Source organism: Alitiscatomonas sp., from assembly GCF_037242085.1.
Lineage (GTDB): Bacteria > Bacillota > Clostridia > Lachnospirales > Lachnospiraceae > Alitiscatomonas > Alitiscatomonas aceti.
Genome location: NZ_JAXXBR010000068.1, coordinates 1 through 21971 on the forward strand (window position 1 = coordinate 1; position 21971 = coordinate 21971).

Consider the following 21971-nt stretch of genomic DNA (forward strand, 5'->3'; position numbering starts at 1 on the left):
TCCTGGCATTCGGGCGCCGGGTGAAACAGCGGGCGGCCCTCGCCATCGAGGGGGAAGGGGATTACCGCCCGTCAAAGGATAACTGCCGGTTCTGCCGCGCAAAAGCGACCTGCCGTGCCAGGGCAGAAAAGAACGTGGAGCTGGCCTTTGGCCCGGTCGGGAAGAAACCGCCGTTGATCAGCAACGAGGAGATGGGGAAGTTTTTAAAACAGGGAGAGGACGTGGCCAGATGGATTGCGGATCTCCAGGACTGTGCGCTGGCCCAGTGCCTGGCAGGGAAAGACGTGCCCGGTTGGAAGGCTGTGGAAGGGCGCGGATCCAGGGAATGGACGGATCTCGATAAAGCCTTCAGGGGACTGGAGACCGCAGGAGTAGAGGCGGAACTTCTCTGGGAGAGAAGACCCCTGTCCGTTGCCCAGGCAGAAAAGGTCATCGGGAAAAAAGAATTCGGGATTCTGGCCAGAGATTATGTTGTGAAGAAGCCGGGAAAACCAGCACTGGTGGAAGAGTCGGACGAGCGTCCGGCCATTACAAATAAAATAACCGCCGGAGAGGCGTTCAAGGAGGAAAAATAACATGAATGAACTGACAAACGTGACAACCGGAGAAGTAAGACTGAGTTATGTACATCTGTTTAAGCCCTATGCTGCCATGCAGGGAGCAGAGGAAAGATACAGCTGCACGATCCTCGTGCCGAAGACAGATACGGATACGATGGGCCGCATCCAGGCAGCCATCGAAGAGGCCAAGAGGAAAGGGACCGCAGACAAGTGGGGAGGCGTGTGTCCCCCGCTCGTCCCGACTCCGGTATATGACGGAGACGGGGTACGGCCTTCCGATGGGATGGCTTTCGGCCCGGAGTGCAAAGGACACTGGGTATTCACGGCCAACGCCAAGGCGGACTATCCCCCGGAGATCGTGGATAAAATGGGGAATCCGATTATCAACCAGTCCGAGATTTACAGCGGGATCTATGGCCGCGTGAACGTTACCTTCTTCCCTTATGCATTCGGTGGTAAAAAGGGGATCGGGTGCGGCCTGGGACCGGTACAGAAGCTGCGTGACGGAGAACCCCTGGGAGGAAGCGCCCCGACCGCGGCACAGGCCTTCGGGGTCCCGCAGCCGCAGACAACACCCGCACAGAATGCAAATCCGTTACCGTGGGGATCCCAGGGCAGCGGGATCAATCCCATCACAGGGATGCCTTATTAAGAGGACAGTATGGGGATATCCCCCATACTGACAGGAGGAAACCATGAAACATCTCAGCATCGATATCGAAACAAGAAGCAGCGTGGACATCGGGAAGGCAGGGCTGTATAAATACGCCCAGTCCCCCGATTTCCGCATCCTCCTGTTTGCCTTCCAGGAAGACGAGAATCCGGTGGAGGTCGTCGATCTTGCCCAGGGGGAGGAGATCCCGGAACATGCGGTCCGGATGCTTGCTGATCCGGATGTCACGAAACATGCGTATAACGCGGCATTTGAGTGGTACTGCCTGAACCGGGCCGGGTACCAGACCCCGCTGGAGCAGTGGCGCTGTACCATGGCCCATGGTCTGTACTGCGGATACACGGCCGGACTGGACGCGACCGGAAAAGCCATCGGCCTTCCCCAGGACAAGCAGAAGCTGGTTGCCGGAAAGGCGCTGATCCGGTATTTCTGTGTCCCCTGCAGGCCAACAAAGACCAACGGGAACCGTACCTGGAACCAGCCGTGGCATGCAAAAGAGAAGTGGGAGCTTTTCAAGGAATATAACAGGCAGGATGTTGTGACAGAACGGGCGATCTTAAACCGTCTGGAGCAGTTTCCGATGCCGGAGGCGGAGCAGAAGCAATGGCAGATGGATGTCCTCATGAATGCGTTCGGGGTCCGTGTGGACACGGAACTGATCAAAGGGGCCCTGTACATCGATGCAGTCAGCACGCAGGAGCTGACAGAGGAGGCGGTCCGGATCACCGGCCTGGGAAATCCCAACAGCGGGGCCCAGCTGGTGCCGTGGCTGAACACACAGTGCGGGAAAGAACGGTTCCAGGATATCCAGAAGGCGACCGTGGCGGACGCCCTGGACCACAGGGAGGACTATCCGGAGGATGTGCGGCGGATGCTGGAGATCCGGCAGCAGCTCGGGAAGACCTCCATCAAAAAGTATGTGGCCATGGATACGGCAAAAGGCGAGGGGGACCGCGTGAGGGGTCTTACCCAGTATTACGGGGCCAACCGGACAGGCAGGTGGGCCGGCCGGATGGTGCAGATGCAGAACCTCCCCCGGAACTATCTGAAGACCCTGGACTATGCAAGGGATCTGGTAAAGGATAAAAATTATGCCGGACTGAAGTTACTGTACGGGAATGTCCCGGACACGCTTTCCCAGCTGATCCGGACCGCATTCATCCCTTCCGAGGGAAATAAATTCGTGGTATCGGACTTTTCCGCCATCGAGGCCCGGGTGATCGCCTGGCTGGCCGGCGAACAGTGGGTCAACGAGGTATTTGCCACACACGGAAAGATCTACGAGGCGACAGCGGCGCAGATGTTTGGCGTCCCGGTGGAGCGGATCGCAAAAGGAAACCCGGAATACTCCCTCCGGCAGAAGGGGAAGGTGGCCACACTGGCCCTGGGATACCAGGGCGGCACCTCCGCCCTGATCGCCATGGGGGCCCTGAACATGGGGCTTACAGAGGATGAGCTCCCGGACATCGTATCCCGGTGGAGACAGGCCAATCCCAGGATCCGGGATCTGTGGTACGCGGTGGAGAATGCCGCCCTTGCGGCCATGGAGACCGCACGGCCGCAGGCCATCCGGGGACTGATCTTTACTCTGGAGGGGGATCTCCTGTATGGGCAGTCCTTCCTCACGGTCCGTCTTCCGAGCGGCCGGAAGTTATACTACCCGAAACCGTTTCTTAAGGAAAACCAGTTCGGGAAGCAGGCCCTCCACTACTACACGGTGGGCCAGCAGACAAGAAAGTGGGAAGTGGCCTCCACCTATGGAGGAAAGATGACGGAGAATATCGTGCAGGCGATCGCCAGGGACTGTCTGGCGGTCACGCTGGAGAGGATTTACGACCGGGGGCTCCAGACCGTATTCCATGTGCATGATGAGGTGATCATCGATGCACCGATGGAAACGACGGTGGAGGAGATCTGCGACCTGATGGCCGAACCGATCCCCTGGGCCCCGGGGCTGATCCTTAAAGGGGCCGGATTTGAAAGCAGCTACTACATGAAAGATTAAGGAGGGAACAGGATGGAACACAACCGGATGCTGCAGATCAGCACTGCGGGAAACCGAAAGGCCACGCGCTGGCCGAAAAGTGAGATCCTGTGGTCCGATTTTACAGATAAACTTAAGACCCCGGTACGGGGAATGGAGACCCTGGACCAGTACCTGGCCCTCCCGAAATCCAGGCAGGACGAGTTAAAGGACGTCGGCGGATTTGTCGGCGGGACCTTTACCGGGGACCGGAGAAAAGCGTCCTGCGTGGAAGGGCGCGACCTGGTCACCCTGGACCTGGATAACATTGCCGCAGGGCAGACGGACGACATCCTTAAACGTGTCGGCGGGCTCGGGTGCGCCGCAGCCGTATACAGCACCAGAAAGCATGCGGGATACGCCCCGAGACTGCGGGTGATCATCCCCCTTGACCGGACGGCCACCGCGGATGAATACGAGCCGGCGGCGCGGAAGTTAGCCTTCCTGATCGGGATCGGATTCTGTGACCCTACCACCTTCGAGGCTTCCAGGCTGATGTACTGGCCGAGCTGCTGTGCAGACAGCCAGTACGTGCATGCAGTCTTCGACGGGGCTTTCTGCAGCCTGGACGGGATCCTGGCCGCCTACGGGGACTGGAAGGACATAAGCCAGTGGCCGCAGGTGCCGGGAGAGGATTCCGCCGCCAGAAGACGCCTGGCCAGGCAGGAGGACCCCACAGCCAAGCGTGGGGTGATCGGCGCGTTCTGCCGCACATACAGCGTCACACAGGCCATGGAACGCTTTATACCGGGGATGTATGAGGAGACGGATATCCCGGGCCGGTACACCTATACCGGCGGCTCCACAGCCGGCGGCGCCATCGTGTATGACGGGGACCGGTTCCTCTACTCACACCATGCCACGGATCCATGCAGCGGCCTTCTGGTCAACGCATTCGACCTGGTCCGGCTCCATAAATACGGGGACCTGGACGGGGATGCCAAAGATGGGACGCCGGTCAGCAAGCTGCCATCCTTCGTGGCCATGAGCCGCCTGGCGCTGGAGGACAGACAGGTATCGGATCTTATGTCAAAGGAGAATCTGGAACGGGCGCAGAAGGCCTTCCAGAGCCCGGAAGCGGCATCAGAAAGCCACCAGGACTATGACCTTTCGTGGCTGTCACAGCTTACGAAAGACGGGACCGGGAAATACGAGAAGACCATCAACAATGCCGTGATCGTACTGGAGAACGATCCACTCCTCAAGGGGCGGATCGTGACCGACGAGTTTGCGAACTGCGGCATGGTCCTGGGCCGGATGCCGTGGGACCAGAGGGAGGAAAAACGGCGCTGGAAGGACGTGGACGATGCCGGATTCTACCGCTATGTGGAGGTGTTCTACGGCCTTACAGGGCGGGACAAGCTGGACAACGCGCTGATGATCGTCAGTGCCCAGAACCGGATCAACGATGTGAAACAGTACCTGCAGGGGCTTAAATGGGACGGCACGAAGCGTCTGGATACCCTGCTGTCCGAATACCTGGGAGCCGAGGATACGGCCTATACGAGGGCTGTGATGCGTAAGTCCCTGTGTGCCGCTGTCGGGAGAGCCGTGGCCGGGGGGATCAAATACGATTACATGCCGATCTTTACCGGGCCCCAGGGGATCGGCAAGAGTACCTTTTTACACATCCTGGGAAAAGACTGGTTCAGCGACAGCTTAACGACCTTTGAGGGCAAGGAGGCTGCCGAGCTGATCCAGGGGACCTGGATCAATGAGATCGGGGAGCTGAGCGCATTTACGAAGCAGGAGACCCAGGTCATCAAGCAGTTTTTAAGCAAGACCGATGATATCTACCGGGCGGCATACGGCCGGAGAACAGACAAATATCCCAGGAGATGCGTGTTCTTCGGGACCAGCAATGACGGGGAATTTTTAAAGGACGTCACCGGGAACCGGCGGTTCTGGCCAGTGGATGTGGGCGTGCATCCGGCAAAAAAGTCGGTCTGGAACCAGCTGCCGTCAGAGGTGGACCAGATCTGGGCGGAGGCATACCTTTACTGGGCCATGGGGGAGCCCCTGTATCTTCCGAAGGAGATCGAGGAGATGGCAAAGGACCAGCAGGACCGGCACCGGGAATCCTCCGGGAAGGAGGGGCTGATCCTGGATTTCCTGGACCGGGAGATCCCGTCAGACTGGGATTCCCTGTCCAGACAGCAGAGACAGATGTTCTGGAACGGGAACCTGAAGCTGGCAGACGGGACAGAGCTGGTGCCCCGGGAAAAGGTCTGTGCAGTGGAGATCTGGGTGGAGTGCTTTGGCGGAGAACCGAAGCATATGAAGCGGACAGACAGCATGGAGATCAACAATATCCTGATCGGGCTTAAGGGCTGGGAGAGGATCAAAACGCCGCGCAGATTCGGCGTCTACGGGCAGCAGAGAGGGTTCTGCAGGGCGAAAACATAGTCAAAAATATTCGTAGTTCTGGTGTAGCCGCGGTAGTAGTCAAAAACAACCGACTACACGATGTAGCACTGGTTAGTAGCCGTGTGAAATCCTCAGAAATAAAGGAAATATCAATATATAACTACAATAACTACAAACTTCTATATAGAGGTAAAAATAATAAATAAATATATAATACATAACGCTATATAGGGTATATAAATAGGGGTCTCTATAACACGTGACGCGTAGGATGTATGGGAAGGAGGCAGAATGGGCTGGGGACTAAAACAGGACATTGAACTGGTACTGGCAAAAATTTTCACTGACAGGGGAGTTCGGATCCCGTCAGCCGAGGGACACCGGGGCGTAAAGGAGGCCCTCCGTGGAAAAGGGGTCCGCAGAAATGACATCGCCCAGGCACGAAAGGAGCTGCGGATCCAGTCGGATAAAATAGACGGAGAGTACTGGTGGATCTGGGAGAATGAGCAGGATCCGGGAAGTATGTGGGAAAGACTGAGCGGGGAATTCTGGAGGAGTCTGGATGAGAGAAAAGGACATTGAGAAGATCCTGGTGGCGGAAGTAAGGAAACTGGGCGGCCGGGCCTATAAGTGGGTAAGCCCGGGGAATGACGGCGTGCCGGACCGGATCGTGATCTTTCCGGGAAAGACCCCGGTGTTTGTGGAGCTGAAAACCGATACCGGGAAACTGAGCGCCCTCCAGGCGGTCCAGATCAGACGGCTGGGGGAGCTGGGGCAGAAGGTATATGTGACTTACGGGATTGACGGCATCAGCCAGTTCTTCCAGGACGAGGGCTATGAAGAAACCAGCAAAGCGCTGGATTGCAGATATGGACTGTAAGGGAGGCACAATATGAAACACACGGAATGGATGCACGGAAGAGATGGAGAAAAATACGGAGTTTGGAATACAGTCAGAAAAAAATTTCAGTTCGGAATATGTGAGGACACGCCAATGTTGGCGGATGCAAGATTATTTCAGCGGATAGGAGATAACGCCAGAAAATACCGGTTCGAGATCCGGAGATTGCCGAAAGGGGAAGACAATGGAATTTAGACCGCATTCCTACCAGCGGTATTGTATTAATAAAATTCTGGAAACCAAAAAGCTTGGGCTTTTTCTGGATATGGGCCTCGGCAAGACAGTCACTACGCTGACCGCAGTCAAGGAACTTAAGTATAACCGCTTCCAGGTCTGTAAGGTACTGGTGATCGCGCCAAAGAAGGTAGCTGAAGGGACCTGGACAAAGGAGGCCGCCAAGTGGGACCACACGAAGATGCTGCGGGTATCCCCGGTGCTGGGGAGCCAGGCAAAGCGGATCCGGGCTCTGAACACACCGGCAGACCTGTACGTCATCAACCGGGAAAATGTCTGCTGGCTGGTGGATTATTACCGCAACGCATGGCCGTTTGACATGGTGGTGATCGATGAGAGCAGCAGCTTCAAAAGCCATTCGGCCAAACGGTTCAAGGCCCTGGCGGGGATTAGCAGCCGGATCAGCCGGATGGTGGAGCTGACCGGGACCCCGTCCCCCAACGGCCTGGCGGACCTGTGGAGCCAGGTCTATCTGCTGGACGGCGGGGAACGGCTGGGAAAACGGTACAGCCAGTTCCGCGAGCGGTACTTCCAGCCGGACAAGCGCGGGGCAGACGGCATGGTATACAGCTACGAGGCCAAGCCCGGGACCGAAGAGAGCATCCTGGCAAAGATCTCTGATATCTGCATCAGCATGAAGGCGGAGGACTATCTGGAACTTCCGGATCTGACCTACCACGAGATCCCGGTGGAGCTGGATAAAAAGTCCTGGAAGGCATACCAGGATCTGGAGCGGAAGATGATCCTGGAACTTCCGGAGGATGACGAGCTGATCAGCGTGACCAGCGCAGCGGCCTTAAGCAACAAGCTTCTCCAGCTGGCCAATGGTGCGGTTTATGATGAGGACCGCCAGGTACATGAGGTGCATGACTGCAAGATCGAGGCATTCCTGGAACTGGTCGAATCCCTTCAGGGGAAGCCCGTCCTGGTATTTTATAATTACCAGCATGACCGTGAGCGGATCCTGAAGGCCCTGGCAAAGTCGGGACTCGGGATCCGGGAGCTTAAGACCACACAGGATGAGGACGACTGGAATGCCGGCCGGATCGACATCCTGCTGACCCATCCGGCCAGCAGCGCATACGGGCTTAACCTCCAGCAGGGAGGGAACCACGTGATCTGGTTCGGCCTTACCTGGAATTACGAGCTGTATACCCAGGCCAACAAACGTCTGCACCGGCAGGGGCAGGTGAACAAGGTGATCATCCACCACCTGGTCAGTACAGGGACCCGGGATGAGGATGTCATGGCCGCCCTGAGGAGAAAAGACGATGTGCAGAACTGGGTGATGGAGAGCCTTAAGGCAAGGATCAGGAGGATACGGGATGGACATTGAGAAACAGATGCAGGAGGAGATCAACCGCCAGAGGGAGATCCATAACCGGGTTCTTGTGCGGGACCCGGTGACCGGACGCAGGGAGTACCGGGAAGGCTATAGACCGGGGGACAAGGGATACCTGCCGCCGGCGACGGAGTTTATTACGATCCGGTTCCGGAACGGGGTGATCGTAATGCCGGCGGACGATTTCAGGCGTCTGCCAAAAACGAAACAGAAAAAACTGATGCGGTGGTAACAGGAGGGAAGAAATATGTTTGTGAAACAGATTGATATGGCAAAAGCCCTGGAACTGGCGGCGAAGGGGATGGAGATCAAGGTCCTGGCCCCGATCGGCCAGGAAGACGGCTGGGAGAACCTGGCCCCAGACACCCTCCAGCACATGCTTGAGGGAGTGATGTTCTTCCGGCAGGAACCGGCCCTGGAGAAGGAGATCCTTCCGGCGGTTTCCGGAGAGGAGCCAGAGCCGCCAGCAGAAAAGTCCCTGTCGGATCTCACGAAGGAATTGAAACAGGCCAGACCGCAAAAAGGGAAGCTGGATGTGGACATCGGGAAGATGAAGGCCCTGCGGGAGGCCGGATGGAGCTATGCGAAGATCGCGGATGAGATGCGGATCAGCGTAGGAAGCGTACATAACCATCTCAAGCAAGTAGGGGAGGAAGCGAAATGATTAAAGACAGCGGAGACCGTACAAAATTTGGGACCGGAGCTGTCCGGGACATGCATGCGGGCAAGGGGAGGATGGATCTCCTCCCTCTGTCGGCGCTGATCGAGTTGTCAAAGCACTGCGAAGAGGGTGCCGCCAAATATGGCGAGCACAACGTGGACAAGGGGATCCCGCAGCACAGCCTCTGCGACTCGGCTATGCGGCACCTGGTCAAGTATATGCGGGGGGATGCGGATGAGCCCCATCTGAGGGCGGCCGCGTGGAATCTTATGTGGGCGCTGAACCAGTCGGTGGAACGACCGGATCTGATGGACGTGCCGTGGAGAGAGGAGGAAGAGCGATGAAAAATAAAGAGGGATACCCGGATCCGACCGCAGGCAGAGCGATCCGGGAGGCTGACCGGCCGCCGGAGAACGTGGTCATGTTCCGGCGGAAGATTAAGTCGATGTGCACGATCTTCCATCTCCGGATCCTGGGTAAGGTGACGATTGTGGATGAGAAAGGACGGCGGTGGTGATGACGAGAGCGGAGAGGAGGCGCCTGGAAAAGGCAGGGGCCAGGAAGGAGCCGGTCTACACGTTGACCCAGACCCAGATCAATGAGATCCGGAAGCAGGCGGTCCTGGAGCGGAAGGAGGAGCTCAAGGCCAGTATATCCAGAGAGATCGACGAGCGGATCCAGAAGGAGTGGGCCGCACGCGAGGCAGCACTGACCGGAGAAACAGACGAGGAGCAGATCCTAAAGGTCCTGTGCCTTCTTCTGGCAGTTCCGGCCAAGGTTCTCTGTGAAAAATTCCATTGGAAACCGATTGAGGACGAGAATGACCGGAGGTCTCGGCTTTTACAGTTTTCCGAGGCTGTGGTGAAAGAGGTCAACCGGACGTTTGAAAACGATGATGCGGACATCCGGGCGATCGGCGAGGAAGTATATGAGAAATACGGTGTGAGATTTGAAGTGAGGTGAGGCCGTTGGACCAGAGTGTCTTAGTCCAATACAGCGAGGTTATGGAGGAGATTAGGGATTTAAGGGAGAGGATCCGGAAGCTGGACCGGTTTTTATCGGATCCGCCAATCGTTTCGGATACGGTTCGGGGAACCCGGAAGGACGGGACCATCGGTCCGATCAAGATTACGGGGGTCCCTGTACCGGAGTACCAGCGGAAGGAAAAGATCCGGGAACGGTACAGGGAGATGCTGGAAGAGAAGGAGGCAGAGCTCCTGGAGCTGACCTGTAAGGCTGAGGAGTACATAGAGTCGATCCCGAAGGCAGAGATCCGGATCATGTTCCGGCTGTATTACATCGACGGGCTTACCTGGGAGCAGGTGGCCAGGCAGATGAATCGGGCATTTCCGAAAAAGAGGATTTCTTACACTGCGGACAGCTGCCGGATGCGGGCAAAAAGATTTTTTGAAAAATTTTAAAAATGTTCGCCAATGTTCGGTAAAAACGTGGTAGTCTATAGACTGGGAGCCGGAGGCGGAGAGCTGCCGGCCCCCATCTTCCTCATCCAAGTACTTATCCCCGTGAGCCCGTCCATCCCAGGCGGGCATTGACGGAACATCTTCCCGGACGGGAGGAAGCGTGAGCCGTAAAACCGAGCCGCAGGTTCGAGCCCTGGTGTTCCGATGTTATCACAACCTCCTATACAGTATATCCTGGGCGGCCATCGTACCGCCTGGAGAACTTTGCGGGATAGAGCAGCCAGGAAGCTCGCCGGGCCCATAACCCGGAGGTCGATGGTTCAAATCCATCTCCCGCGACTGGCCCGGGGCTCTCCCCTAGGATATTCCAGGCATACGAAGGCATCCTCGTAAGAGGGTGTCTTTTCTTTGCACGTATTCAGGTGTATAATAAAAGAAAACGATAAGGGGAGAGAAATTGTGAATACTATTGACCGATTAAAAGAACTTGCAGAACCCGCTGTTGGACCGGTGATGGAAATTGTATCCGAAATCGTGCTTGATGGAACGGCGGGAGCAATGGTACCGGGAGTTGGTAATTTGATTTTGGCATATAAGCAGAAGAGAACAGAGAAGAATCTGGAGGACTATGTATCCCAGATCGTGGACCGCCAGGAGGAGCTGAACGAGCGTCTCAACCGGCTTGATCCAGATAAGCTCCAGAAGATCACGGGGCATTATTTTGGCCTTGTAACAGATTATGTGCTGGATGTGAAACAGCAGGAGAAGATCCATTTTATTGTGAATGGGTATGTTAGGATCACAGAAATGGAAGAACTGAATGCGGATTCTTTGATCATGTTCTATGATACATTGGATCAGATGAGTTTAATGGATCTTGCTGTTCTGAAAAGCCACAGTCCGAGGCATGCGAGGGATGAAAACAACCGTGCTTTTCTGGAACAGCTGGTTCCAGGGCAGAGGCGGATGATCCACGAAAAGCTTCTTCGTCTGGGGCTTTTAAACAGCCAGAATGAGAAGAAGATGGATGACAATGTAAAGCATATGGCGGAATATCTCCAGGATGTCCAGAAAGGGAAGAAGAATGCCAAGCTGAAATATGACAGGCTCTGGGGGAGTGACAGCTACCACCTTTCAGAGTACGGGCGGTCTTTCCTGGAATTTTTCATGGACCGTAACGGAGAAGAACAGAATAAGCAGTGAGGGGAGAGTACCTGGAGACGGGCACTTTTCCTGTATCCAGAAAACAAACGATTGAGAGGTGGTGGTCTTGCCGAGAGCCAGGGATCCCAACCGGGATAAAGCCTATGAGATATACAAGGGAGCGGACGGGAAAATCGACTTAGTTGAGATTGCAAGTCAACTAAATATTTCCCCCGGTACCGTTCGCGGCTGGAAGTCAAAAGACCGTTGGGAACAGAAACTGAACGGAACGCTCCGAAAGAATACGGAACGCTCCAAACGTAAAAAAGGCGGCCAGCCGGGAAACCAGAATGCCATGGGATACGGGGCACCGGAGGGGAATAAAAACGCAGTTACCACAGGGGAGTTTGAGACTCTCCTTTTTGATTGCCTGGAACCGGAAGAGCGGCAGCTGGCTGCAGCTGTCCCGCCGGATAAAGAGCAGCTGCTCCTCCAGGAGATCCGGCTGCTGACTGTAAGGGAGCACCGGATGCTTAAGCGGATCGATCTGCTCCGGATGTCCATGGATGACTCCGGGGCGGTGTCGGGGGATGAAACCGGCATGACTGCGGTCGGGCATAAAAAGGGCCTTGAAAAGGACAAGGAGACAGATCTCACGGAGTACCGGGGCAAGCTGGGTCAGATCCAGAACATAGAGGATGCGCTGACCCGTGTACAGGCCCGAAAGCAGGCAGCCATCGACTCCCTGCACCGATACGGCGTGGATGACGCCCGCCTGGAGATCGAGCTGATGCGGCTTGACCTGGCGGCGAGAAAGGCTGGTGGCCTGGACGATGAGGAGGAGCCCGAGGATGACGGCTTCCTGGCCGCGCTTAGCGGAGCAGCGGAGGATTGGACAATGGAAAAGAAGGTGGAGAACGATGAAGAAGCGACGGCCGATATTTAAATTCCAGCGGTTTTCAAAAAAACAGCGACAGATTTTTACCTGGTGGGCAGACAGCAGCCCTGTAAAGGATGCAGCCGGCATCATTGCAGATGGGGCGATCCGGTCCGGGAAGACGGTCAGCATGTCCTTGTCCTTTGTGATGTGGGCCATGGAAAGATATGATGGGCAGAATTTCATCATGGCCGGAAAAACCATCAGTTCCTTTAAACGGAATGTTCTCCAGAACCTTAAGATGATGCTGACAAGCCGGGGATACCGTTGGACATACCACATTTCCGGGGACCTCCCCAACATGCTGGAAGTATCCAGGAAGGGCAGGACAAATTTCTTTTATGTCTTTGGCGGTAAGGACGAAGGCTCCCAGGATCTGGTGCAGGGAATTACGGCCGCTGGGGCTTTTTTTGATGAGGTGGCGTTGATGCCGGAATCCTTTGTGAATCAGGCCACAGGCCGCTGTTCTGTCGAGGGAGCTGCCTGGTGGTTCAACTGTAATCCGGCGGGGCCGATGCACTGGTTCAAGCAGGAATGGATCGATAAGAGAAAAAAGAAAAAGCTCCTATACCTGCATTTCACTATGGACGACAATCTGAGCCTTTCTGAACGGGTAAAGGAAAAGTACAGGGAAATGTATGCTGGTGTGTTTTATCTCCGGTATATCAAAGGCCTGTGGGCGGTGGCAGAGGGGCTGATCTACACCATGTTTTCGGACCAGAACATGTATGCAGATGCAGACCGGCCAGTGGCATTAAAAAGTACGGCTGTGAAAACGATCACAGTAGATTACGGAACTACAAACCCATGCGTGTTCCTCGAAATATGGGACGATGGGGAGACTCTGTGGGTGGACCGGGAATACCGCTGGGACAGCCGCTCAGAGGACGCGAGACGCAGCGGGAACCCGCAGAAAACGGATTCGCAGTATGCGGATGACATGGAGGATTTTATGGGAACAGACCCAGAAAGCCAGTGCATGGTTGTGGTTGATCCTTCAGCGGCTTCCTTCATCGCAGAGCTCCGCAGCCGCGGCGTATACGTAAAACCCGCCAATAACGAGGTGGTGGATGGGATCCGTGTGGTCGGCTCCCTGCTTGGAAGGCGTGGAATCCGGATCAACAGGGACAACTGCAAAGGACTGATCGGGGAGATGCGGTCCTATGTCTGGGATGATAAGGCGGCAGAACGGGGAGAGGAAAAGCCGGTCAAGCAGAAAGACCATGGGCCGGATGCATTGAGGTATTACTGCTATACGGTCCTGCCGAAATGGCGGATCGGCGCATAGGAGGGAATATATGGCACAGAAACAGAATACGGGAACAGAGGCGCCTGTCGTGACGATGGACGCCTTTTCCAATCCAGCGGCAAGGATCGGGTTCGGGACGCTGGACCTTCTGCAGGCGACCGAGTACCCCATGACCCGGATGACGCAGAATTACCAGCTTCTGACCAGCCTGTACCGGGAAAACTGGATCATCCAGAACATTATCGCCACGATCCCCAATGATATGATGCGGAAAAGGTATGATCTGAGGACCGGGGCTGATCCGGAGTACTTAAAGCAGATGACCCGTCTGGAGAGGCGGACGCAGATCCGGAAGAAACTGCTCCTGGGGATGTACTGGGGGAGGCTTTATGGCGGAGCCGCAGGAGTGATCCTGATCAAAGGACACAACGATATGAGCCGCCCGCTGGAACTGGATGCGGTCATGCCTGGAAGCTTCCTGGGGCTTCATATCCTGGACCGGTGGAATGGCATTTATCCGGAAACAGATCTGGTATCCGATCCGGAGGATCCGGATTTCGGTCTCCCGGAATTTTACATGATCCGCAATGAGGAGACCGGAATGACAGCGGCTCGCGTACACCACAGCCGGGTGATCCGCTTTATCGGCCGGGAACTCCCCTGGATGGAACAGGTGACGGAGCAGTACTGGGGAGAATCGGAGATCGAAGCGGTCTATGAAGAGCTTACCAGGCGGGATAATGTGGCCGGGAACATCGCGGCCCTTACTTTCCGAGCGAACATCAATTACCAGGAAACGGACGGGCTGGACCAGCTTCTGGGGACGGCCAATACGGAAATGCAGCGCCGCTTCTGGAACACCATGGCGGCCCAGTCGGTAATGGAAAGTAATTTCGGGACAAGGATGATCAATAAGGGGGATGCGATCCACAACACGCAGTATACCTTTACAGGCCTTCCGGATGTCTATGACCGGGTCATGATGGATGTGGCCGGGGCGGCACGGACGCCGGTGACGAAGCTTTTTGGACGATCTCCCGCAGGGATGAATGCAACAGGAGAATCCGATCTGAAGAATTATTATGACTATATTGACGGACTAAGGGAGACGGAACTTCGTGGGATCATTGAACGGCTGCTTCCGGTCATGGCATTATCAGCATGGGGGACGATTCCGGACGATATGGAGATTGATTTCCCACCGATGCAGACACCAGATGCCAGGGAAGTGGCGGAGATCACGGAGCGGAAGAGCAATGCGGTCCTCGCGGTTTATCAGAATGACCTCATCGATGCGGCGACGGCCATGCAGGAGCTGAAGCAGCTGTCAGATGAAACCGGTCTGTACAGCAAGATCTCCGATGAAGCGATCGAAGCCGGAAGAGGTGTGTTTTATTCGGACAGCCGGCTGCGGGACCCGATATCCGGCCTGGAGTTTCCGGGAAACCCGGAAGAAGGGGGCGGGGGATTAGAAGATGACGAAGAAGATCCGGCCGGCGAAGGAAACTGATGTGACCGCCTATCTGCGGCGGCTGTTCCTTAAGACGGAGCAGGAACTGATCCGGGAGATCAAGAGAAAGCGGTCTGCCGGATATGTGGATTATGCGGAGGCAGCGGCCCTGGAACGGGTCCAGAAAATCCTTCAGGACATGGTGGACGAATCCTGGGAGTATATTCCGGAAATGATTGAGACTATTTTTTACCATTCAGACAAGGATGCAGCCGGTTATGCCAATGCCAGGACGCTCACAGCGGCCCAGACGGACGTTGTACAGCAGCTATCCAATAATCTGCTGGGTGAGATCATGGAAATGGCGGGAACGGCCCGGAAAAGCGTGGAGGCGGTGTTTACCATCGCCAGACTGGAAAATGATCCGTTCCGGAGGCTTACCCTGGAACAGGTCCTGCGCCAGGAGGCGGCGGGCAGTCCATGGATCAGAAGCAGCAGGGACCTGGTAAAAAAGATGGAACAGGACGGGATCACGGCATTCGTGGATAAGTCCGGCCGCCGGTGGAGCCTCCGTGCATACGGAAATATGGCGGTGCGCACCACGGCCCGACAGGCGGAGGTGGCCGCGCTTTTGACGGCCGATAATCACGATCTCTGGCAGATTATAAAGATTGGCAGCACGTGTCCGGTATGCGCGCCTCTGGAAGGCCGGGTCTATTCCAAAAGCGGAACAAATCCGGATTATCCGCCGTTATCGATGGCCTTCGGGAAGGTGGATCCGGCGGGAGGGGACAACCTGGCAAACACCTGGCTGAATATCCACCCAAACTGCCTCCATATGCTGACGAAGTACACTACGGTCGGAAAGACCGAAAAACAGATCCGGAGGGACCGGGATTTTTCGGATCCGGAGAAGAATCCGGTCACAAAAGACCCTCGGAGTAAGAAGCAGATCGCGGCCTACCGGGAGAAGGAGCGGAACAGGAGGAAGCTGCTGGCAGATATGAAGCAGCATAAGGAATACAGGGCGGTTCTGGGAAGAGAAGTGCCAAAAGATTTTGCAAAGTTCCGGGAGATGAAGTATAATGGGAGTGGGAAGTGGGAGTATTTAAAGGGCTTGAAGCGATATTTAGATCAATATCCGACAAGTAACAGGAAATTTTATGATGCCGGGGAAGAATTAAAGAGACTGGGGATTAAGAAAGGTGTTCTTTTACCATCTGTTCTTGTACAGGCATTTATATTACCCGAGGGAAAGAAAGATCCATATCATATTATGAACCGGATGCTGGGGCGTAATATGACAGATGACGATGTTCGCTCTTATATGACTAAAGCGAAAGCAATGTTTGTTCAATGGGGAGGAAAACGCCTGGTATTTTATGGGAATTCGGGAATCGCAGTCATTACAAAGGTGAACGAAGATTGGATTTATAAAACTGCGTGGAAGCGGGCAGACTTTGACGAAGAAACAGGACAGATTTTGGAGGTGTTGAAGAAATATGGCATATGATTTGGATTATGAGTCAGACCATCATTGTCCCGTTTTTGGCAGGGTCATTGACAGTGATTTGTGTTATGAGTCTTTGATGGCGTTAAGTCGCGCTGTTAAAGTGTCTTCTGTGCCGGAACTTGTCGAGATACAGGACGTTGAAAAAGCCAGGAAGATTTGCGCGAAGTGTCCGTATAGCGAGTTGTAGTATTTTTATTGCGACGCCGCAATGAAAGGAATAAAAGATGATACAGTATTATGGTTATACCATAAGCCCGAACCAGATTGAGACTGGCGAGGGCTTTTTAATTTGCCGGAACGTGCCCATCAGCCGGACCGGAGACCAGGAGTACTTGGGCTGGGAGATCGGGATCCCGGGGGCGGGAGGCGGACAGATTGTAACGGTCCACCGGCCTCCAGAGGAAGTGTTTTCCACGGCAGCCCTGGCAAGCTTTGAAGGGAAACCGGTGACGAATGATCATCCGCCGGTACTGATCGGGCCGGATGATGTGAAAACGTATGAGATGGGCCACGCCCAGAACGTGCGCCGGGGAGATGGAGAGTGGGAGGAGTACACCCTGGCGGATCTTCATATCCATGACCGGGAACTGATCGATGCCGTCCAGAGCGGGAAACGGGAGATCTCCTGTGGGTATGAATGCGAGTATGTCCCCAATGGGGACGGGACCTATACACAGAGGAATATCAGAGGGAATCATGTGGCAGTCGTGGAACGGGGAAGAGCCGGGAAACGGGCTGCCATTTTAGATTCAGATAAAAAGAAGGCGAAAGAGCCGGAAAGGAAAGGGAACATGAATAAAAAAGGACTGTTTTTCAAACTATTCGGACAGGCAGTAAAGGATAAGAGTCCGGAGGAGATCGAGCAGATGGCCATGGATGCGGCGGCCGCTCTGGAAGCGGAGAAGCCGGCGGACGGACAGGCAGAAGGGCAGAAGGAAGAACCGGCAAAAGAAACGGCTTCAGATGAGGCTGTCATTGATGCCATTGCTGAAAAAATCCTGGCGAAGCTGGAGGAGAAGGGGGCATGCAAAAAGAAAGAAGAAACAAAGGATGCCCTGGATGCTGCCCTTGAGAAGCTGACAGAGGGCGGGGATCCTGGGCAGGCCGGGGAAACAGAAAAAACATCTGGCGATACGGAAAAGGAGACCAGAACCGGGACCGGAATGGACAGATCCACGGCAGCGGGAATTTTAAAGGCCATGCGTCCGGCGGTGGCTGCCATCAAAGACGAGAAGGAACGTCTGGCCGTTTCGGATGCGCTGATCCGTCTGGTGATGGCAGAGGATTCCCAGGACGATATTTCCGCCATCTTAAAGGCATCCCAGGCAAACGGAAAAAAAGCAGCCGTGAACACGGTGACTGTGGACACAGACGCGATCCAGGATGCGTATGACGCTATGAATCCCCACAGGGGCAGAAAGGAGACGAAGTAAGATGAAAGGACAGGTAATCGGAAAGACCATGCTGCACGGATATGCGGGAAGCTATTCCAGGCAGCCGGATATGGTGGTGGATACCCACCCGCACGGAGGAAAGGCGGAGATCCCGTTTGGATTCCCGGTAGCAGCAGGCGCAGACGGGGCAGTTGCTGAATGGGCAGAGACTTCCACAGCAGGGAATTTTGTGGGAGTAGCCGTCCGTGAGATCAAGTCGGCCACAGACTACATGAACCAGAATACGGGCACCTACAGGCCCGGAGAAGCCCTTCCCGTGTTAAAACGCGGATGCGTGAACGTGATCTGCCAGAATGGGACACCGGCTGCGGGAAAGGCCGTGTACGTCCGGACAAAGAAAAATGAATCTTTTCCCAATGCGGTGGTGGGCGGATTTGAGGCCGCAGAGGACACCACAAATTCAGTGAAACTCTCAAATGTACAGTGGAAGGGAACGGCAGACGCAAACGGAGTGGCGGAGCTGCGGATCCTAACCATCCAGAATGCGTAAGGAGGAATCAGAGATGGCATTTAAGAACGTAGGTACTTTTGATCTGGGAAGAGCCGCATCCGGTGCGGCGAGAGGCGGCAATGCAGCTGTGTTTAGCCTGGATGCGGATGGAATCGCATCCGGACAGGCATTCCTGACATCTGAGCTGGAAAAGCGCGACATGATGGTACGGACGCCTCTGACCAGCTTTACATATGCCCGTGATATCCCGGTCCGCGTTGGAGGCGGATGGGCGGAGACTGTATCCGCCATGCAGGTAGGATATGGGATTGCCGGAGGTTCTGGGGACGGTATCGTCCATGCCGGAGGCTCCAACGGGATCCCCATGGTGCAGGCAGACTTTTCCAAGGGCACATATAAGGCCCATATGATCGCCGCCGGGACCCGTGTGATGTGGGTGGACATGCAGCGCGGGAACATGACCGGAAGGAACCTGGACAGCCTTCTGCGGGACGGGCTCCGTATGGCTTATGACAAACACCTGGAAGAGAACACATACGTCGGCTTTAAGCGCTACGGAACCACAGGGCTCTTAAATAACCCGGACGTGGTGGTCCTGGATGCGGCATCCAACGGCGCAGACTCCGCCAGCACGAAGTTTAAGGACAAAACGCCGGATATGATCCTGAAGGATATCAACGACGCGATCCTTTATGCCTGGTCCCAGTGTGAGTACGACCGGGATGCGGTACCCAACCACATTATCATGCCCTATGAGCAGTTCAACTACCTGGCTACCACGAAGGTGACGGATCTGGCGGAAAAGACCATCCTGACATTCCTTCTGGAAAATAATGTGGCAAAGCAGAACGGAGCTGACCTGTTTATCGGAGCCACTTCCTGGTGCAAGGGGGCCGGGGACGAAAGCGAGGACCGTATGGTTGTCTATTGTAACCGCGAAAAGTATCTGGCCATGGATGAACTGGTGCCCCTTACCAGAGCCATGACAGGGCCCAATACAGCAGAGTTCTGTTATGATACTGCGTATGCCGGAAACCTGTCAGAGGTGGAAGTGTTCTATGATCAGACCATGGTCTATGTAGACGGGATTTAGGAGGTGCATCAATGTTTATCGTATCAAAACGGAGTTATGCGGTGAGACTTTCCGACGGATCCTTTTACCGGATCCCGAAGGATTTTATCGGGGAGATCCCGGAAGAGGTGGCAGAAAGCAGGCTGGTACAGAGGGCAGTCCGGAGCGGATCCATTGCGGTCCCCTCCGGGACCCGGGACAGGGAGCTTTTAGAAGCGGACCAGAAAGCGGAGGAACTGCTGAAAGAGAACGATATCCGGCCGGATGCGGGGGAGGAAGCAGGCGGACCTTTAGAGGAACAGCCGGAAACGGATGAGGCTCCGAAGGCTGGAAACGCCAGACGCGGAAGAAAATAAAGGAGGGCAGCATATGACCACCAGAGACAACAGGATGGGAGCCTTGTTCCAGTCCGCAAAAGCAGCCGCGGCCAATGTGCCGCAGCCAGGGGAGCGAGGCTCCTATACGGCAGATATGTTCCGGGAGGATTTTCCGCAGTTCACCGTCCGGGTGCCATCAGATGCAGAGGGCGGTGGGGAAACCATGAAAGATGCGGTCCCGGAAAAAATGCTGGAGCTGTTTATCAGCCAGGCCAATGACAGTGTGCTTCCTGGCCGGTGGAGCTCCCTCTGGAGGTATGCTGCCGGACTGTATGTGGCCCATTTTGCAGCCCTGTATCTGAAGACGTATGCTCCCGGATCCGGAAGTGCCGCCCAGGTGGCCGTAAATGCACAGAACACTGGCACCGTGAAGACGGCCTCCATGGGGGATACGTCCATCAGCTACGATAACAGCGCTGTAACAGCCGGAACCGAGAAATGGGGCAGCTGGAACGCCACCCAGTACGGTTCCCAGCTGGTGACGATGGCGCGTATGGTCGGAATGGGGGGAATGTATGTTATTTGATAATCCCGTTTTCGGAAACTGGTACACAGACACGGTGGATATCTGGCGGATGGTCCCGGTCCGTGATGGAAATCTGGATGGCATGGAACGGAAAAAGATCAACCAGAATCCAGTGCCGTGCCGGGTGTATGAGACAAAGAAGGAGGGGCCGGTACTTGGTGAGAACGCAGCCCGGGAGAGGGCCTTGGAAAAGCTGGCCTGTGATCTGTCTGCGGATATCCGGGCCGGGGATGAGCTGTATGTGATCCGTGGCGGGAACCTGGGACATGCGAACCAGGGAGTAAGGTATACTGCCGGTCCTCCGGCGCGGTACTATGATCCGGTGGGAAGCATTTCCACCGGCCTGGCGCACCAGGAAGTGGGGCTGTTGAGAGACAACATCATCAGGAGGTGAGGGAATGTCCAGCTTTGGATCGCAGATCCGGAAGCGGATCGGGGAGCTTTATAAGGCCGGCCAGGATGTTCCCGGGATCCTGGAGGCGGTGGCAGAAGGAGCGACCATTGAAGCCGTGCGGGTGGCTGGTGAAAATACACCCCCAAATGACGGGACCCTGGCCGGGACGAATACCAGGAGCGGACAGATGGCGGAACACTGGGCAACGGACAGTGTGACGACGCCTGTGATCACGGAGGGAGCCGGGGCCAGGACGTACACCACGGAGCTGAATAACAATATGCAGTATGCCAGTTATGTCAATGACGGCCACCGGATGGATAAACATTTTGTTCCAGGGCTGATCATCAATGGAAATCTGCTGGAGGAGAGTCCGGATGGCTCCGGAGGACTGGTAGTTGGCACAAAGACCACCTTCGTGAAGGGAAAGTACATGAAGGAAAAGGCCGTAGGGAAGTACCGTTCTGTGGTCCGGAAAGAACTGGAAAAACGGGTAAAGGAGGCGTTCCGGTGAAGTTTACACTGATGAGGGTCCTGGACAGTCTGGCGGGAGTTTTAAAGAAGGGGTATCCGGAATATCCGGTGTATATAGAACCGGGAATACAGGAGACGGAGCTTCCCTGTTTCTTTCTCTTTCTTATGCCGTCAGAGATCTCCGGGGAGACCGGAGGCCGGTATCTGCGGGACCTGGGCATTGACATTGTATTTGTGCAGCAGAGGAATATCCAGGATGGAAACAGGGGGATGCTTTCTGTGGCGGAATATCTGGACGGGGCACTGGACTGTTTTCCTTATACGGACGGGAGCGGGGATACGGCTCTGATCCGTACCTTTGAAAGAAACTGGAAGACCGAGGACCAGGTACTGCATTACCAGTTCCATATCCGGCAGCGGGCAGCGGTCCCTGGGGAAAGCGACTATATGAGAGAAATGGAGGAGAATCATGCCGGTATCAAAAAGCAGAAATAAACCGGCTGCGGAAAAGGACACGCAGCCGGTAAGACGATATGCAACAGAAAAGCTTTTAAAGAGCAGCCACCTGAAGGAATATCAGCCGGATTTCGCCAGGGTGATCCTTACAGAGCCGGAATACAGCGTGGAGGAGGCAAGGGCAGCTCTGGATGCTGTATTGGGGCGCGGGAATGCTGGTCACGGAAAAAAACAGTTGTAAAGACTTCTGGCTCTGGTATAATGAAACCATCAGATACGAAAGAGGTTGCCGA

Annotated in this window: 28 protein-coding genes and 1 tRNA gene; all 29 read left to right on the top strand. The window is 55.3% G+C overall.

All coding sequences use genetic code 11. From position 1 onward, the window contains the following. Nucleotides 1–575 (top strand): DUF2800 domain-containing protein (locus WIH05_RS05805; protein WP_337425103.1); only part of this gene is annotated, 575 nt, incomplete at its 5' end. Nucleotide 576: 1 nt separating this feature from the next. Next, on the top strand, nt 577–1212 hold the full coding sequence (locus tag WIH05_RS05810) for a DUF2815 family protein (RefSeq protein ID WP_337425104.1): 636 nt from the start codon (nt 577–579) through the stop codon (nt 1210–1212). A gap of 43 nt (nt 1213–1255) precedes the next feature. Next, nucleotides 1256–3238: a DNA polymerase gene (locus tag WIH05_RS05815; protein ID WP_337425105.1), complete on the top strand. Its 1983-nt coding sequence runs from the start codon at nt 1256–1258 to the stop codon at nt 3236–3238. A gap of 12 nt (nt 3239–3250) precedes the next feature. Then, nucleotides 3251–5662, top strand: a complete 2412-nt coding sequence (locus WIH05_RS05820) for a virulence-associated E family protein (RefSeq protein ID WP_337425106.1) — start codon at nt 3251–3253, stop codon at nt 5660–5662. 252 nt (nt 5663–5914) lie between these two features. Then, nucleotides 5915–6205, top strand: a complete 291-nt coding sequence (locus tag WIH05_RS05825) for a hypothetical protein (RefSeq protein WP_022274324.1) — start codon at nt 5915–5917, stop codon at nt 6203–6205. Beyond that, complete coding sequence (locus WIH05_RS05830; RefSeq protein ID WP_022274325.1) at nt 6186–6503, top strand: VRR-NUC domain-containing protein; 318 nt, start codon at nt 6186–6188, stop codon at nt 6501–6503. The genes WIH05_RS05825 and WIH05_RS05830 overlap by 20 nt, the downstream gene beginning before the upstream one ends. A gap of 12 nt (nt 6504–6515) precedes the next feature. Beyond that, nucleotides 6516–6719, top strand: coding sequence for a hypothetical protein (locus WIH05_RS05835; RefSeq protein ID WP_022274326.1), 204 nt, complete (start codon nt 6516–6518; stop codon nt 6717–6719). Next, entirely contained in the window at nt 6709–8094 is a 1386-nt protein-coding gene (locus WIH05_RS05840; protein ID WP_337425107.1) for a DEAD/DEAH box helicase, read from the top strand. The genes WIH05_RS05835 and WIH05_RS05840 overlap by 11 nt, the downstream gene beginning before the upstream one ends. After that, on the top strand, nt 8084–8332 hold the full coding sequence (locus tag WIH05_RS05845) for a hypothetical protein (protein ID WP_022274328.1): 249 nt from the start codon (nt 8084–8086) through the stop codon (nt 8330–8332). The genes WIH05_RS05840 and WIH05_RS05845 overlap by 11 nt, the downstream gene beginning before the upstream one ends. 15 nt (nt 8333–8347) lie before the next feature. Then, nucleotides 8348–8764 (top strand): hypothetical protein, encoded by a 417-nt coding sequence (locus WIH05_RS05850; RefSeq protein ID WP_022274329.1) that lies wholly within the window; start codon nt 8348–8350, stop codon nt 8762–8764. Further along, complete coding sequence (locus WIH05_RS05855) at nt 8761–9105, top strand: dATP/dGTP diphosphohydrolase domain-containing protein (RefSeq protein WP_337425108.1); 345 nt, start codon at nt 8761–8763, stop codon at nt 9103–9105. The genes WIH05_RS05850 and WIH05_RS05855 overlap by 4 nt, the downstream gene beginning before the upstream one ends. After that, entirely contained in the window at nt 9102–9278 is a 177-nt protein-coding gene (locus WIH05_RS05860; RefSeq protein WP_337425109.1) for a hypothetical protein, read from the top strand. Before WIH05_RS05855 ends, WIH05_RS05860 begins: the two co-directional genes overlap by 4 nt. Next, nucleotides 9278–9724, top strand: a complete 447-nt coding sequence (locus tag WIH05_RS05865) for a hypothetical protein (protein WP_337425110.1) — start codon at nt 9278–9280, stop codon at nt 9722–9724. The genes WIH05_RS05860 and WIH05_RS05865 overlap by 1 nt, the downstream gene beginning before the upstream one ends. A gap of 41 nt (nt 9725–9765) precedes the next feature. Beyond that, complete coding sequence (locus WIH05_RS05870) at nt 9766–10182, top strand: hypothetical protein (protein ID WP_337425111.1); 417 nt, start codon at nt 9766–9768, stop codon at nt 10180–10182. Nucleotides 10183–10447: 265 nt separating this feature from the next. Next, nucleotides 10448–10521 (top strand) — tRNA-Met (locus WIH05_RS05875). A gap of 120 nt (nt 10522–10641) precedes the next feature. Next, nucleotides 10642–11385 carry a hypothetical protein gene (locus WIH05_RS05880; protein WP_022274334.1) on the top strand — a complete coding sequence of 248 codons (744 nt, stop codon included), beginning with the start codon at nt 10642–10644 and terminating at the stop codon, nt 11383–11385. Nucleotides 11386–11452: 67 nt separating this feature from the next. Next, nucleotides 11453–12271, top strand: a complete 819-nt coding sequence (gene terS / locus WIH05_RS05885; RefSeq protein WP_022274335.1) for a phage terminase small subunit — start codon at nt 11453–11455, stop codon at nt 12269–12271. After that, nucleotides 12246–13550, top strand: a complete 1305-nt coding sequence (locus WIH05_RS05890; RefSeq protein WP_022274336.1) for a PBSX family phage terminase large subunit — start codon at nt 12246–12248, stop codon at nt 13548–13550. Before terS ends, WIH05_RS05890 begins: the two co-directional genes overlap by 26 nt. 10 nt (nt 13551–13560) lie before the next feature. Beyond that, nucleotides 13561–15021 carry a DUF1073 domain-containing protein gene (locus WIH05_RS05895; protein ID WP_022274337.1) on the top strand — a complete coding sequence of 487 codons (1461 nt, stop codon included), beginning with the start codon at nt 13561–13563 and terminating at the stop codon, nt 15019–15021. After that, nucleotides 14987–16474, top strand: a complete 1488-nt coding sequence (locus tag WIH05_RS05900; protein WP_022274338.1) for a phage minor capsid protein — start codon at nt 14987–14989, stop codon at nt 16472–16474. The genes WIH05_RS05895 and WIH05_RS05900 overlap by 35 nt, the downstream gene beginning before the upstream one ends. Nucleotides 16475–16698: 224 nt before the next feature. Further along, the gene (locus WIH05_RS05905; protein WP_337425112.1) at nt 16699–17907 is read left to right on the top strand and encodes a DUF2213 domain-containing protein; all 1209 of its coding nucleotides are present in this window, start codon (nt 16699–16701) and stop codon (nt 17905–17907) included. Between the two features lies 1 nt (nt 17908). Continuing rightward, complete coding sequence (locus WIH05_RS05910) at nt 17909–18418, top strand: hypothetical protein (protein WP_022274342.1); 510 nt, start codon at nt 17909–17911, stop codon at nt 18416–18418. 13 nt (nt 18419–18431) lie between these two features. Beyond that, nucleotides 18432–19472: a DUF2184 domain-containing protein gene (locus WIH05_RS05915; protein WP_022274343.1), complete on the top strand. Its 1041-nt coding sequence runs from the start codon at nt 18432–18434 to the stop codon at nt 19470–19472. An 11-nt stretch (nt 19473–19483) separates the two neighbouring features. Next, the gene (locus tag WIH05_RS05920; protein WP_022274344.1) at nt 19484–19807 is read left to right on the top strand and encodes a hypothetical protein; all 324 of its coding nucleotides are present in this window, start codon (nt 19484–19486) and stop codon (nt 19805–19807) included. Nucleotides 19808–19820: 13 nt separating this feature from the next. Continuing rightward, nucleotides 19821–20354: a DUF4054 domain-containing protein gene (locus tag WIH05_RS05925; protein WP_022274345.1), complete on the top strand. Its 534-nt coding sequence runs from the start codon at nt 19821–19823 to the stop codon at nt 20352–20354. Continuing rightward, nucleotides 20344–20748, top strand: coding sequence for a hypothetical protein (locus WIH05_RS05930; RefSeq protein WP_022274346.1), 405 nt, complete (start codon nt 20344–20346; stop codon nt 20746–20748). Before WIH05_RS05925 ends, WIH05_RS05930 begins: the two co-directional genes overlap by 11 nt. Nucleotides 20749–20752: 4 nt before the next feature. Continuing rightward, nucleotides 20753–21262 carry an HK97 gp10 family phage protein gene (locus tag WIH05_RS05935; RefSeq protein WP_022274347.1) on the top strand — a complete coding sequence of 170 codons (510 nt, stop codon included), beginning with the start codon at nt 20753–20755 and terminating at the stop codon, nt 21260–21262. Further along, on the top strand, nt 21259–21717 hold the full coding sequence (locus WIH05_RS05940) for a DUF6838 family protein (protein WP_022274348.1): 459 nt from the start codon (nt 21259–21261) through the stop codon (nt 21715–21717). Before WIH05_RS05935 ends, WIH05_RS05940 begins: the two co-directional genes overlap by 4 nt. Next, nucleotides 21692–21919, top strand: coding sequence for a hypothetical protein (locus tag WIH05_RS05945; protein ID WP_022274349.1), 228 nt, complete (start codon nt 21692–21694; stop codon nt 21917–21919). The genes WIH05_RS05940 and WIH05_RS05945 overlap by 26 nt, the downstream gene beginning before the upstream one ends. Nucleotides 21920–21971: the final 52 nt, after the last annotated feature.